The sequence below is a fragment of the Oceanibaculum nanhaiense genome (assembly GCF_002148795.1).
Taxonomy (GTDB): Bacteria; Pseudomonadota; Alphaproteobacteria; order Oceanibaculales; family Oceanibaculaceae; genus Oceanibaculum; species Oceanibaculum nanhaiense.
Map to the genome: position 1 here is coordinate 378063 of NZ_MPOB01000002.1, position 13020 is coordinate 391082.

Sequence of the window (13020 nt, forward strand, 5' to 3'; positions counted from 1 at the left end):
ATGATTATCCTTCGGAATCCTGCCGGTAGGGGCTGTATTCCTGGGTGAGGGCAGCGATCTCGCGCTCGACCAGTGGGCGTTCGCGGTCCATGGCGCGGGCGACAGCCTCGGCGAGGCCGGGATGGGCGATCCAGTGCGCGCTGTAGGTCGGGGCGGGCAGATAGCCGCGCTGGATCTTGTGCGGGCCCTGCGCGCCGGCCTCCACGCGTTTCATGCCGTGCTCGATGGCCCAGTCGATGGCGCGGTAGTAGCAGGCCTCGAAATGCAGGAACTTCACATGCTCCTCGCAGCCCCAGTTGCGGCCATAGAGCGTGTCGGCGCCGGCGAGGTTCAGCGCCCCGCAGACCGGGCGCGTGCCGTCCTCGCCGAGGAACAGCACGACCCGCTCGCCGAGCTTTTCGCCGAGCAGGTCGAAGAAATCGCGCGTCAGGTAGGGCCAGCCCCATTTGCGGTCGATGGTGTTCTCGTAGAAACGGTAGAAGGCATCCCAGTGCGCCGGCTTCAGATCGCCGCCGCTATAGGCGTTGATGGCGATGCCGCTGTCCTGTGCCTCGCGCCGTTCCTTGCGGATCTGCTTGCGCTTGCGGGAGTTCAGCGCGCCGAGAAAATCCTCGAAGCTGCCATAACCCCGGTTTTCCCAGTGATATTGCTGGCCGATCCGCCGGATCAGGCCGGCCTCGCCCATCTGCCGGTATTCCGCCTCGGTCGGGAAGGTGACGTGCAGCGAAGACAGTTCCGCCTCCTCGCACAGCTGCACCAGTGCCGTCACCAGCGCCGGGCGCAGCCGTTCACTATCCTCGCCGGGTGAGACCAGCAGGCGCGGCCCGGTCGCCGGGGTGAAGGGCACGCAGACCTGCAGCTTCGGGTAATAGCGCCCGCCCGCGCGCTCGAAGGCATCGGCCCAGCCATGATCGAACACGTATTCGCCCTGCGAATGCAGCTTGATATAGGCCGGTGCGCAGGCCAGCAGCCGGCCTGCCTCGTCGCGCAGCGCCACATGCTGCGGCAGCCAGCCGGTTGCGTCATTCCCGACCGAGCCGGACTCTTCCAGCGCCGACAGGAAGGCATGGCTGATGAAGGGATTGTCCTGCCCGGCGCAGCGGTCCCAGTCGGCAGCACCGATGTCGGATATGCGGGCATGCACCGTCGCGGTGAGACGGATGCCCTGTTCCCGGTTCATGCGCTCTTCCGGCGCGTCGTCTGGCATGGAGAAACCCTGGTTGCGGTCACCAGCCCATTAGATCGGTCGCCTGCGGCTCTTCGCAAGCGCCGGGTTTGACGCCGGGTCAGCTCTCCTTGCCGCGCAGGGCCAGCGTCAGCTGTGCCGGATCGATGACGGCATCGCGCAGATTGGCGCCGATCAGGTTGGTGTTGTGCAGCTTGGCGCCGGTCAGGTCGGTTTTTGCCAGGTTGGCACCGGACAGGATGGCGTTGGTGAGGTCGGCGCGGGACAGTTCGGCACCGGCCAGGTTGGCCGGCCACAGACGGCCGGTGGGCTTGCCGTCGCTGTTCTTGATCTCGACCGAGGCGAGGGTGGCGCCGCGCAGCCGGGTGGCGGTCATATTGGCGTTGGAGAGGTTGACCCCGTCCATCATCGCCCCTTCCATATCCGCGCCTTCCAGATTGGCTTCGGACAGGTCGGACATCACCAGCCGGATGCCCGCCATGCGCGATCCCACCAGCACAGCGCCGCGCAGATCGGCGCCGGACAGATCCGCGCCGGTCAGATCCTGGTGACTGAGGTCGGCCTTCGATAGTTCCGCGCGCACGCCCATCACACCGTCGCTTTCGACCCAGGTGACATGGTCGCGGACGATGTCGTGGATCGAGCGCGACAGGGCGCGGCGGGTTTCCGCCAGATTGGCGCCGGTCAGGTCGGCGCCGGTCAGATCGACATTGGTGAGGATGGCGCGGTTCATCTCGACGCGCGTCATGTTGGTGCGCGAGATCACGGCGCCGGTCAGGTTCACGCCGGTCAAATTGGCGTCGGCCAGGTTCGCGCCGGTCAGGTTGGCGCCGGACAGATCGGCCCCTTCCAGCTGCGCGCCGCGCAGATTGACGCCGGACAGGTTGGCGCCGCACAGCAGCGCGCTCTCCAGATTGGCTTCCACCATGGTGGCGTTCGACAAATCGGCGCCCGACATGTTGGCGCTCTGCAGCATGGCGGCGTCCATCTCGGCGAAGCTGAGGTCGGCGCGCAGCATGGTTGCCGGATTGGCCGGGTTGCCGCTGATCAAGGCGCCGCCGCGCAGATCGGCTTCCTTCAGATTGGCGCCGGTGAAATTGGCGTTGCGCAGATGCGCGCCGCGCAGATCGGCGCGGTGCAGCACGGCGTTGCTGAGGTCGGCGGCATCCAGATTAACGCAGAACAGGTCGCAATAGCTCAGATCCGCGCCGGACAGGATGCAGCGGCTGAGATTGGCGCCGGAAAATTTCGCGGATTGCAGATTCAGCTCGGCCAGGTTGAATCCGGACAGATTCATTCCCGACAGATTCGCGCGCCCGCCACCCGGCTTGCGTTCAAGCCAGAATTCGTGACGCTGAATGAGCTGGAGTATTTCCTGGGGGGTCATTCAATAATCCGTTCTAGGCCATGCGCCCCGGGAAACAGAACTGATGTGTCATCGCCGCCATCATTGTCGCGCTGCGCATACTATGTCTTGCCAGCCTGGCCATCAAGACAGACAGGGGTTAACTCATGGTTAAGACCAGCCGTCAATCACCACCTTGTATATACGTGTAAAAACAGGTTGTTGGCTGTAGAAATGTTCTTCCAGCCGCGCGGTGAGGTGGCGGACCTTGCAGGTCTCCACCAGTTTTTCGAACCCCGCCACCGCTTCCATGTCTTTCATCGTGATGCCAAATCGGACGAGCGCCGTGTCTTTCAAGGGCTCGCCCTCGGTGTTTCGCAGGAAATAGAGCACGAAGCCGACGGCTGCCGGAACCGGGCTGCTGGCGGCATGATGCGTCACATCCTGCGAAACGCGCTTCGCGATGTCCTCGAACTGCCGGCTGATATGCAGCAAGACAGCCTCGCGGCTGTGGCGGTCCTGCTGGTGCTGTTGCATGCGAATCCCCGAATCGGAATGGGAGGGAATGAAGAGAATACAACCACATTATAGTATCGTATGCCGCTTTCAACATCCCCTGATTTTTTGTTTATTAGCAGATTCGAGGAAGGCCGATTCGCCAAAACGCATCTTGTTCATTAAGCTTTTTTAAAATTGACCTGCTAAATAAAAAGGTATGTTGACATTGAATGCATAATGTTGCTCGTTAGTTTGTCTAAAAATCATGTCGATTTATCAGGATGTTCTGGACAGAGCGGGCCAGGTGGAACGGCGATGATTCTGTGTATCGGCAATAGCGGATATTCCTGATGGCCGGGCGCGACACCGAAGAAAAGTCCAGAGCCGCTGCGACGCTGCGGCCGGCTGTATTCGATCACCCGCTTCTCGGCATGTTCCTGCTGACGGATGCGGGTGCAGAGGGATTCCGCCTGGCCGAGGTGAATGCGCGCTTTGCCGCGATGGCCGGATTGCCGCCCGCTGACATGGTCGGCCTTACCCTGTTCGATTTGATGAGCGTGCAGGAGGCTGCCTCCCTGCAGGCGCGGTTCCGGCAGTGCCGGGATACCGGTCTTCCGGTGCATCACGAAGAGGTGGTGACGGTGCCGGCGGGGAAAATGTGGTGGCGCGTCGATCTGCATCCGGTCCCCGGCCAGCAAAACGCGGAGTCGCAGGGCGCGGCGGCGATCCTCGGCACGGTCATCGATCTCAGCGAGCAGAAGCGGCTGCTGCAGGTGGTCATGCAGAGCGACCGGCGAATCCAGACCCTGGTCGAGGCGGTGCCGGACACGATGCTGCGGATCGACCGGAACGGGCGTGTGCTGGAGATCGAGGAGGGCAAGGACAGCGCCCTGTGGCTGGCGCCGGTGACATTGATCGGCCATCTGCTGGAGGATGTGCTGCCGGTCCCGGTCGCGCCGCGCGCCCGCACCGGGATCGCCGACGCCTTCGCCACCGGGGCGACGCAGCTCTTCGAATTCCGGCTGCATGACAAGGCGATGGGCGAGGGGGCGCTGGGCATCCGCGACCTCGAGGCGCGCATCGTGGTGCTGAGCGCGGGCGAGGCGATGGTCTTTGTGCGCGACATCAGCGAGCGCAAGCGCTTCGAGCGCGAACTGATCCTGGCGAAGGAGCAGGCCGAGGCGGCAAACCGGGCCAAGTCGGAATTCCTGGCGAATATGAGTCATGAGCTGCGCACGCCGCTAAACGCCATTCTCGGCTTTTCCGAGATCATCCGCGACGAGGGGCTGGGGGCGGTCGGCCAGAAGAAATATGCCGAATATGCCGCCGACATCCATCTCAGCGGCAGCAATCTGCTGGAGAAAATCAACGATATCCTCGACCTGTCGCGCATCGAATCGGGGCGGTTCGAGCTTGCCGACGGGCTGCTGGATTTGGGCGATCTGATCGACAGCGCCCTGCGGCTTATACAGCCCCGGCTGGAGATTGCCGGGCTGTCCCTGACCCGCTGCCTGGCCGCGGAGCCGCTTCACATCCGGGCCGATGCGCACGCGCTGAAGCGCATCCTTCTCAATCTGCTGTCGAATGCGGCGAAGTTCACCATGCCGGGGGGGGGGCGTCACCCTGTCCTCGGCTCTGCTCGACACGGGCGAGGTCGAGATCGCGGTAGCGGATACAGGCATCGGCATCGAGCCGGCGGCGATGGAGAAGATTTTACAGCCCTTCGGCCAGGCTGACAGTTCGCTGACGCGATCCTTCGAGGGGGCGGGCCTGGGGCTGCCGCTGGTTAAGTCGATGATCGAGATGCATGGCGGCCGGCTGGTGCTGGACAGTACCCCCGGTGCCGGCACCCGCGTCGCCATCATTCTGCCCGCCAGCCGGCTGGTGCCGCCGCACAGCCCGGCCTGACGCAAGGCGAGCCGGCCTATTCGCCCGATGGGTTATTCTCCGGTAATCGCCTTTTCCATCTGTGCCGCGTCCAGAATGGTATCGGTCAGGTTCGCGTCGGTCAGGTCGGCGCCGGTGAGGTCGGCGTCGGTCAGGTCGGCATCCATCAGATTGACGTGCCGCAAATCGGCCTGTGCCAGCTTGGTTCCGCGCAGCCGCGCCCCCGCCAGATTGGTCGGCCATTTGCGCCCGGTTGGCTTGCCCTGCCCATCCTTCAGATCGACCGGACCAAGGCTCGCCTTGCGCATGTCGGCGCCCGACAGGTCGGCATCCACCATGCTGGCGCCATCGACAATGGCGCCCAGGAAGCTGGCGTTGGTCAGTACGGCGCGCGACAAATCGGCCATCACCAGCCGGCAGCGCTCGAACTTGGCGCCGACCAGCTTGGTGTCGCGCAGCTCGGCACCGGAGAGGTTGGTGCCGCTGAAATCCATGTAGCTGAGGTCGGTGCCCGACAGCACGGCGCGTTCGCCGGTGCGGCCCTGGTCCTTGATCCACAGCGTGTGCTTGTCCAGCACCGACTGGACGTCGGGCGGCAGCCCCTCCTGCATGCCGACCAGCTGCGCGCCGGTCACATCGACGGCCGACATGTCCACGCCTTCGAGATTGGCCCCGACCAGCGTGGCGTTCTTCATCACCGCATTGGCGACGATGGCGCCTTCCAGATTGGCGCCCGACAGGTTGGCACCGGTCAGGTTGGCCTCAGCCAGATTGGCGCCGGTCAGGTTGGCGCCGGAAAGATCGGCGCCCTTCAAATTCACGCCCGACAGGTTGGCCCCGGCCAGTGCCGCGCCCTTCAGGTTGCAGTTCATCATCGCGGAGTTCGACAGATCGGCGCCATTGGCATTGGCGTTGCGCATCCGCTCATTCTCGTGATCGCCGCCGCCATAGAGCGCGCCGCCCCGGAAATCCGCCTGCTCCAGATTGGCGTTGTTCAGATTGGCCCGGCGCAGGCTGACGCCGCGCAGGTCGCATTTGCGCAGATTGGCCTGCCGCAGGTCGGCGCGGTCCAGCGTCGCGCAGAACAGGTCGGCCTCTTCCAGCACGCAGCCCGCCAGCACGGTGCGGTGCAGGTTGGCGCCCGCCAGGTTGGCGCTGCGCAGATTGGCCCGCGGCAGGGTCAGCCCCGACAGGTCGCGCATCGACAGATTGGCCCGGAGACCGCCCTTGCGGTGCTTAAGCCAGCGTTCGTGCTGGTCGATGATGGAAGCGATTTCCTGCGGCGTCATGGCATCCTGCGCTTGAAGGCCGCCCTTACTGGAGGCCTGTTCCGGTCGTCGTCTTATAATGTGCGCCTGTTTTCCAGGTCGCCTGTTTGTGAAAGCCGTATTGCAGTAACGAGTCCGGCAAGTGAACGTGTTTTAAGTTAAGATTGTGTTGTCGGTCCCGCATAATCCCCAGCGGAGTATGTGGCGAGACCGCCGCAACCGCAAGCCGGTCTGCGGTCCCGGGCATCGCCTGATTTTCATGTTGTCGGCCGGCGGCCCGGCGTGCTTCCCTCGATTTTCGGCTTATGGCCGCTATTTTTCCGTGTTTCCTCTGGAACGAACCAATGGCGACGCTGCTGTACACGCACGAGGCTTGCCTCGCTCACGATACCGGCCCCTATCACCCGGAACGGCCAGACCGGCTGCGCGCCGTGCTGGAGGCGCTGGACGCGCCGCGCTTCGCCGCTCTCGAAAGGCGGGTGGCGCCGGAGGCTACGGAGGTGCAGCTGCTGCGCGCCCATCCGCAGTCGCATATCGATACGGTGAAGGCCGCAATTCCGGCCGAGGGGCTGGGCGGGATCGACGCGGACACGCTGGTCTCGCCGCATTCCCTGGAGGCGGCGCTGCGCGCGGCGGGGGCGGTCTGCGCCGCGGTGGATGCGGTCGTTGGCGGCGAGGCGGAGAACGCCTTCTGCGCCGTGCGCCCGCCCGGGCACCATGCCGAATCGATGCGCGCAATGGGATTCTGCCTGTTCAACAGCGCGGCTGTCGGGGCCTATCACGCCCGCGCTGTGCACGGGCTGAAGCGCATCGTCGTGGTCGATTTCGACGTGCATCATGGCAATGGCACGCAGGATATCTTCTGGAACGACCATGACATGTTCTACGCCTCGACCCATCAGGCGCCGCTTTATCCCGGCACCGGGGCGGCCAACGAGCGCGGGCTGGACAATATCCTGAACGTGCCGCTGCCGCCGCTGGCCGGCTCCGACGTGTTCCGCCATGCCTTTACCGAGCATGTGCTGCCGGCGGTGACCGAGTTCCGCCCGGACCTGGTGATCATTTCGGCCGGGTTTGACGCCCATAAGGACGATCCGCTGGCCGCGCTGTGCCTGGAGGAGGAGGATTTCGCCTGGGCCACGCGGGAGCTGATGCGGCTGGCCGCCTATCAGTGCGGCGGGCGTCTTGTCTCCACGCTGGAGGGCGGTTACGACCTCGACGCGCTGGGCCGGTCGGCGGCGGCCCATGTCGCCGCGCTGATGGGGCAGTAATACGCGGCTTCGGCTTGTTCCGGCGGGGCGAGGTGGCTACACTCCGCCCCCTTTCCACCGAGCAGGCGCCAAGGCAACAGCATGAGCGAAAAGACCCACAGCGACATCGACGCCATGAGCTTCGAGCAGGCTCTCGCCGAGCTGGAGGCCATCGTCTCCAAGCTGGAGAAGGGCGAGATCGGCCTTGAGGATTCGATCGACACCTACGAGCGCGGCGTACTGCTGAAGGCGCATTGCGAGCGCAAGCTGCAGGATGCGCAGATGAAAGTGGAGCGGATCAAGCTGGGGCCGGATGGTGTGGCCTCGGCCGAACCGTTCGATCCCTCCAACTGACCGGCGCAACGATGGACATCAAGGCCGCCATGGCGGAGGCCGCCGAGGCCGTCGCCGAGACCATGGACCGGCTGCTGACCCTGCCGGACGGGCCGGAGGCGCGCGTCGTCGAGGCCATGCGCTATTCCGCGCTGGGTGGCGGCAAGCGGCTGCGCGCCTTCCTGGTGCTGCAGACCGCCGAACTGTTCTCGGTCAGCAGCAGCTGCGCCCTGCGGGTCGCCGCTTCGGTCGAATTCCTGCATGCCTATTCGCTGATCCATGACGATCTGCCGGCGATGGACGACAGCGACATGCGGCGCGGCCAGCCCAGCTGCCACAAGGCATTCGACGAGGCGACGGCGGTGCTGGCCGGCGATGCGCTGCTGACCTACGCCTTCGAGGTACTGGCGCACGAGGATACGCACAACGACCCGAAGGTCCGGGCCGATCTGGTGCTGGCACTGGCCCGCGCCTCGGGCACGCAAGGCATGGTCGGCGGGCAGATGCTCGACCTGCTGGCGGAGGATATGACGGAGATCGACGCCAGCCTGATCACCCGGCTGCAACGCATGAAGACGGCGGAGCTGATCTGCTTCTGCTGCGAGGCCGGGGCGATCCTGGGCAAGGCCGGCCCGGCGGCGCGGCATACGCTGCACTCCTACGGGCAGGAGATGGGGCTGGCTTTCCAGATCGCCGACGATCTGCTGGATATCGAAGGCGACAGCAGCGTCACCGGCAAGCCGACCGGGCTGGACAATGCCGCCGGCAAGGCGACCCTGGTGGCCGCGCTGGGGGTGGAAAATGCCCGTGGCCACGCCCGCCTGCTGGTCGGGCAGGCGGCGGGGCATCTTGATTTCTTCGGTGACAAGGCGAAGCTGTTGAAGCAGCTTGCGCGTTTCGTCGTCGAGCGTCAGGCCTGATAAATGAAAGACGTGGCGGGCGGCACGACACCATTATCCCCGCCACGATGTAGCGGATGAGTGAGGCAAGGCCCATGGCCGATAACCCAACCCCGGTTCTCGATACGGTCACGACACCGGCGGACATGAAGGATTTCTCGATCGACCAGCTGACGGTGCTGGCCGACGATCTGCGCCGCGAGACCATCGACGCGGTGTCGCGTACCGGCGGTCATCTGGGCGCCGGCCTCGGCGTGGTCGAGCTGACGGTGGCGATCCATCATGTCTTTGATACGCCGCGCGACCGGCTGATCTGGGATGTCGGCCATCAGGCCTATCCGCACAAGATCCTGACCGGGCGGCGCGACCGCATCCGCACGCTGCGCCAGGGCGGCGGCCTCAGCGGTTTCACCCGGCGCTCGGAAAGCGACTACGATCCGTTTGGCGCGGCGCACAGCTCGACCTCGATCTCCGCCGGCCTCGGCATGGCGGTGGCGCGCGACCTGAAGGGCGGCAACAACAACGTCATCGCCGTCATCGGCGACGGCTCGATGAGTGCCGGCATGGCCTATGAGGCGATGAACAATGCCGGCTCGATGGACAGCCGGCTGATCGTCATCCTGAACGACAATGACATGTCCATCGCCCCGCCGACCGGTGCGATGAGCAATTATCTCTCGCGCCTGATCGCGTCGAAATCCTATCGCGGGCTGCGCGAGGCGATGAAGCAGATGGCCAGCCGCTTCCCCAAGCCGCTGGAGAATGCGGCGCGGCGGGCCGAGGAATATGCCCGTGGCATGGTCACCGGCGGGACGTTGTTCGAGGAGCTGGGCTTCCTCTATATCGGGCCGGTCGATGGCCACGATATCAGCCATCTTGTGCCGATTCTGAAAAGCCTGCGCGACCGGCCGGAGGCTGGCCCGGTGCTGCTGCATGTCGTTACCGAGAAGGGCAGGGGTCACCCCTTCTCCAAGGACAGCCCGGAAAAATATCACGCGGTCCAGAAGTTCGATCTGGTCACCGGCGCGCAGGTGAAAGCGAAGGCGAACGCGCCCAGCTACACCAATGTCTTCGCCCAGGCGCTGATCCAGGAGGCGGAGGCCGACGAGCGCATCGTCGCCATCACCGCCGCCATGCCGGGCGGGACCGGGCTGGACAAGTTCGCCGAGCGGTTCCCGGATCGTATCTTCGATGTCGGTATCGCCGAACAGCATGCCGTGACCTTCGCCGCCGGTATGGCGACGGAGGGGATGAAGCCGTTCGCCGCGATCTATTCCACCTTCCTGCAGCGCGGCTATGACCAGGTGGTGCACGATGTGGCGATCCAGCGCCTGCCGGTGCGCTTCGCCATCGACCGCGCCGGGCTGGTCGGTGCTGATGGCGCAACCCATGCCGGCAGCTTCGATGTCGCCTATCTGGGCTGTCTGCCGGATTTCGTGCTGATGGCGGCAGCCGACGAGGCGGAGCTGGTGCATATGGTAGCCACCTGTGCGGCCATCGACGACCGGCCGTCCGCCGTGCGCTATCCACGCGGCGAGGGTGCTGGCGTCGAATTGCCGGCGCGCGGCCAGCCGCTGGAGATCGGCAAGGGCCGTATCCTGCGCGAAGGCACGGCGGTCGCCATCCTGTCCTATGGCGCGCGGCTGCAGGAATGCCTGGCCGCCGCCGAGGAACTGGCTGGCTATGGCCTGTCCGCCACGGTCGCCGATGCCCGTTTCGCCAAGCCGCTGGATACCGGGCTGGTGGAGCGGCTGGCCCGCGAACATGAGGTGCTGATCACCATCGAGGAGGGCTCGGTCGGCGGCTTCGGCTCCTTCGTGCTGCAGCATCTGGCGCTGGCCGGGATGCTGGATGCCGGCCTGCGCGTGCGGCCGATGGTGCTGCCCGACCGCTTCATCGACCATGATTCGCCGGAGAAGCAATATGCCGAGGCCGGGCTGAACGCCGCCGGCATCGTCAAGACCGCGCTGTTGGCGCTGGGCCGCAGCGCCAGCGAGGCGCCGGCGCGGGCGTGACCTACTCCCGCGGCACGCCGTTCGGGTCCTCGCTGCCGCTGCGGTAGCGGAAGGTGCCGGTGCCGGTGGCGATCAGCGTGCCATCCTCGGCCGTGACCTCGCAGGCGACGAAGAAGATCTTGCGGCCGCCGCCGGTCACCCGGGCGACCGTGCGCAGCGTGCCCTTCGAGGCCTGCCCCAGATATTGCGTGGTCAGCGACAGCGTCACGCAGCGCCGCACCCGGCCGGGAATCGGGCAGTAACAGCCGCAGAAGCCGGAGATCGTGTCGATCAGCGAGGCCGGCACGCCGCCATGCAGCACGCCGGCGCGGTTCAGATGCTGCGGGCCGATATCCAGCTCCAGCACGGCATAGCCTTCGCGCCATTCCACCAGCCGGTAGCCCATCAGTTCCTGATAGCCGGAGGTTGGCTCCAGCGCGATCAGTTCCTGCATCAGATCGCCGGTGCCGGCGGGATCGTGCTGCATTGCGGTGGCGGCGCTGTCGGCGGCGGCGGGTTTCGTCATCTTCAATACCGTCTGGATTGCGGAAAGGCAGGGGGCGGTCAGGCATTTTGCAGTGCGATACCGCCGTGCCTCTTGACCATCAAGGGGTATGTGTACAGTCTAGCCTGTACGCATAGCAAACAGGTTAATCGGCATATGACGTGCCGGTAAGACCGAAATTCAACTCCGAACAGGGAGCACACAATGCGGAAATTCTTCACGGCCATGGCGCTTTCCATGGCGGTTGCCGGCCTTTCCACCGCCGCTTCGGCGGAAACCTGGGACATGCCGCTGCCGTACCCGGATTCCAACTTCCACACCAAGAACACCCGTATGTTCGCCGAGGATGTGGCCAAGCTGTCCGGCGGCAAGCTGAACATCACCATCCATAGCGGCGCCTCGCTGTTCAAGATGCCGGAAATCAAGCGCGCGGTGCGTACCGGGCAGGCGCAGGCGGGCGAGATCCTGCTGTCCGCCTACGGCAACGAGAATGCCGTGTTCGAGGCTGACGGCGTGCCGTTCCTGGCGACCGGCTATGACAATGCGCTGAAGCTCTACAAGGCGCAGAAGCCGGTGCTGGAAAAGCTGCTGGCCGAAGAAGGGCTGATGCTGCTCTATGCGGCGCCCTGGCCGGGCCAGGGCCTGTTCGTACAGTCCGAGATTTCGTCGGTGGACGGCATGAAGGGTGTGAAGTTCCGCGCCTACAACGCCGCGACCTCGCGCTTTGCCGAGCTGGCCGGCGCGGTGCCGACCACGGTGCAGTATGCCGAGGTGCCGCAGGCCTTCTCGACCGGCCTGGTCTCCTCCATGCTGACCTCCGGCGCCACCGGCGTCGATGTGAAGGCCTGGGACTTCGTGAAAGTGTTCTACCAGACCGACGCGATGCACCCGAAGAACATCGTCTTCGTGAACAAGCGCGCCTTCGACGGCTTGGACAAGGCGACGCAGGACGCGGTGCTGAAGGCCGCCGCCGATGCCGAGACCCGCATCTGGGCCGCCAGCCAGGAAGAAGCCAAGCGCACCGTGAAGGCGCTGGGCGACAATGGCATGAAGGTGCTGATGCCGAGCGACAAGCTGCAGAAGGACCTGAAGGCCATCGGCGACCAGATGGTCAAGGAATGGCTTGAGAAGGCCGGCGCAGACGGCAAGACCATCGTGGACGCCTACAACAAGATGTAAGCGTCTCCCGGTTCGAACGCCCAGGGCTGCTGAGACGCACCCTGGGCGTTTCGCCATAGGCCGGGTCTTTATCCTTTTTCCCCAATCTGTCACGCATCGCGGGGTGGCCATGCGCGCGGCGCTCGATTTCCTGTACAAGCTGTGCGGCGTTCTGGCGGCGATCTCGCTGGCCGGTATCGCCGTGCTCATCCTGGCGCAGATCATCGGCCGCTTCTTCGGCGTGCTGGTGCCGTCGGCCAACGAGCTGGCGGGCTTCCTGATGGCCGCGTCCTCCTTCCTGGCGCTGGCTTATGCCTTCAGGGCGGGTAGCCATATCCGCGTCAATCTGGTGCTGTTGCGCCTGCCGCCGGCGGCGCGCCGCTGGGCCGATATCGTCTGCCTCGCTGCCGGAACCCTGCTGGCCGGTTATTTCGCCTGGTATACCTGGGCGCTGGTCGCCGATTCGATCCGCTATAACGAGGTGGCGGACGGGCTGGTGCCGATCCCGCTGGCCTTTCCGCAAAGCGCGATGCTGGCCGGCCTGACCGTGCTGACCATCGCCTTCGTGGACGAGCTGATCTCGGTGATTCGCGGCAACACGCCATCCTATGACAATTCCGAAGATGTGGTGCTGGACAATGGCCCGGGTAATGGGCCGTCCGACCGCGTCGAAGCCAACGATTAGAGCGGGAACCGG

The 13020-nt window shown here is 65.1% G+C and carries 13 protein-coding genes; 8 read left to right on the forward strand and 5 right to left on the reverse strand.

What is annotated here, in order from left to right; genetic code table 11:
* Nucleotides 1–4 precede the first annotated feature (4 nt).
* The 3 genes from BKM74_RS04905 to BKM74_RS04915 all read right to left on the reverse strand — a co-directional run bounded on the left by BKM74_RS04905 (nt 5) and on the right by BKM74_RS04915 (nt 3068).
* Entirely contained in the window at nt 5–1207 is a 1203-nt protein-coding gene (locus BKM74_RS04905; RefSeq protein ID WP_245825805.1) for a GNAT family N-acetyltransferase, read from the reverse strand.
* 79 nt (nt 1208–1286) lie between these two features.
* Nucleotides 1287–2573, reverse strand: coding sequence for a pentapeptide repeat-containing protein (locus BKM74_RS04910; RefSeq protein ID WP_086464560.1), 1287 nt, complete (start codon nt 2571–2573; stop codon nt 1287–1289).
* 129 nt (nt 2574–2702) lie between these two features.
* Nucleotides 2703–3068 (reverse strand): hypothetical protein, encoded by a 366-nt coding sequence (locus BKM74_RS04915; RefSeq protein ID WP_086464561.1) that lies wholly within the window; start codon nt 3066–3068, stop codon nt 2703–2705.
* Between the two features lie 311 nt (nt 3069–3379).
* On the opposite strand from BKM74_RS04915, the gene BKM74_RS04920 reads away from it, so the two are divergent.
* Entirely contained in the window at nt 3380–4765 is a 1386-nt protein-coding gene (locus BKM74_RS04920) for a PAS domain-containing sensor histidine kinase (RefSeq protein ID WP_086464562.1), read from the forward strand.
* On the forward strand, nt 4689–4937 hold the full coding sequence (locus BKM74_RS18680; protein ID WP_245825817.1) for an ATP-binding protein: 249 nt from the start codon (nt 4689–4691) through the stop codon (nt 4935–4937). The genes BKM74_RS04920 and BKM74_RS18680 overlap by 77 nt, the downstream gene beginning before the upstream one ends.
* A 32-nt stretch (nt 4938–4969) precedes the next feature.
* Here BKM74_RS18680 and BKM74_RS04930 read toward each other — a convergent pair whose 3' ends face one another.
* Complete coding sequence (locus BKM74_RS04930) at nt 4970–6205, reverse strand: pentapeptide repeat-containing protein (protein WP_086464564.1); 1236 nt, start codon at nt 6203–6205, stop codon at nt 4970–4972.
* Between the two features lie 323 nt (nt 6206–6528).
* Between BKM74_RS04930 and BKM74_RS04935 the strand changes: the two genes are divergently transcribed.
* The 4 genes from BKM74_RS04935 (at nt 6529) to dxs (ending at nt 10681) form a co-directional block, all read left to right on the forward strand.
* Nucleotides 6529–7455, forward strand: a complete 927-nt coding sequence (locus BKM74_RS04935) for a histone deacetylase family protein (protein ID WP_086464565.1) — start codon at nt 6529–6531, stop codon at nt 7453–7455.
* A gap of 81 nt (nt 7456–7536) precedes the next feature.
* Entirely contained in the window at nt 7537–7788 is a 252-nt protein-coding gene (locus BKM74_RS04940) for an exodeoxyribonuclease VII small subunit (RefSeq protein WP_086464566.1), read from the forward strand.
* An 11-nt stretch (nt 7789–7799) separates the two neighbouring features.
* Nucleotides 7800–8687 (forward strand): polyprenyl synthetase family protein, encoded by an 888-nt coding sequence (locus BKM74_RS04945; RefSeq protein WP_086464567.1) that lies wholly within the window; start codon nt 7800–7802, stop codon nt 8685–8687.
* A 74-nt stretch (nt 8688–8761) separates the two neighbouring features.
* The gene (dxs, locus tag BKM74_RS04950; protein WP_086464568.1) at nt 8762–10681 is read left to right on the forward strand and encodes a 1-deoxy-D-xylulose-5-phosphate synthase; all 1920 of its coding nucleotides are present in this window, start codon (nt 8762–8764) and stop codon (nt 10679–10681) included.
* 1 nt (nt 10682) lies between these two features.
* Here dxs and BKM74_RS04955 read toward each other — a convergent pair whose 3' ends face one another.
* Nucleotides 10683–11186 carry a PaaI family thioesterase gene (locus BKM74_RS04955; RefSeq protein WP_245825807.1) on the reverse strand — a complete coding sequence of 168 codons (504 nt, stop codon included), beginning with the start codon at nt 11184–11186 and terminating at the stop codon, nt 10683–10685.
* Between the two features lie 183 nt (nt 11187–11369).
* Here BKM74_RS04955 and BKM74_RS04960 point away from each other — a divergent pair, with 183 nt between their 5' ends.
* Nucleotides 11370–12344: a TRAP transporter substrate-binding protein gene (locus BKM74_RS04960; protein WP_086464569.1), complete on the forward strand. Its 975-nt coding sequence runs from the start codon at nt 11370–11372 to the stop codon at nt 12342–12344.
* A 109-nt stretch (nt 12345–12453) separates the two neighbouring features.
* On the forward strand, nt 12454–13008 hold the full coding sequence (locus BKM74_RS04965; RefSeq protein ID WP_086464570.1) for a TRAP transporter small permease: 555 nt from the start codon (nt 12454–12456) through the stop codon (nt 13006–13008).
* Nucleotides 13009–13020 lie beyond the last annotated feature (12 nt).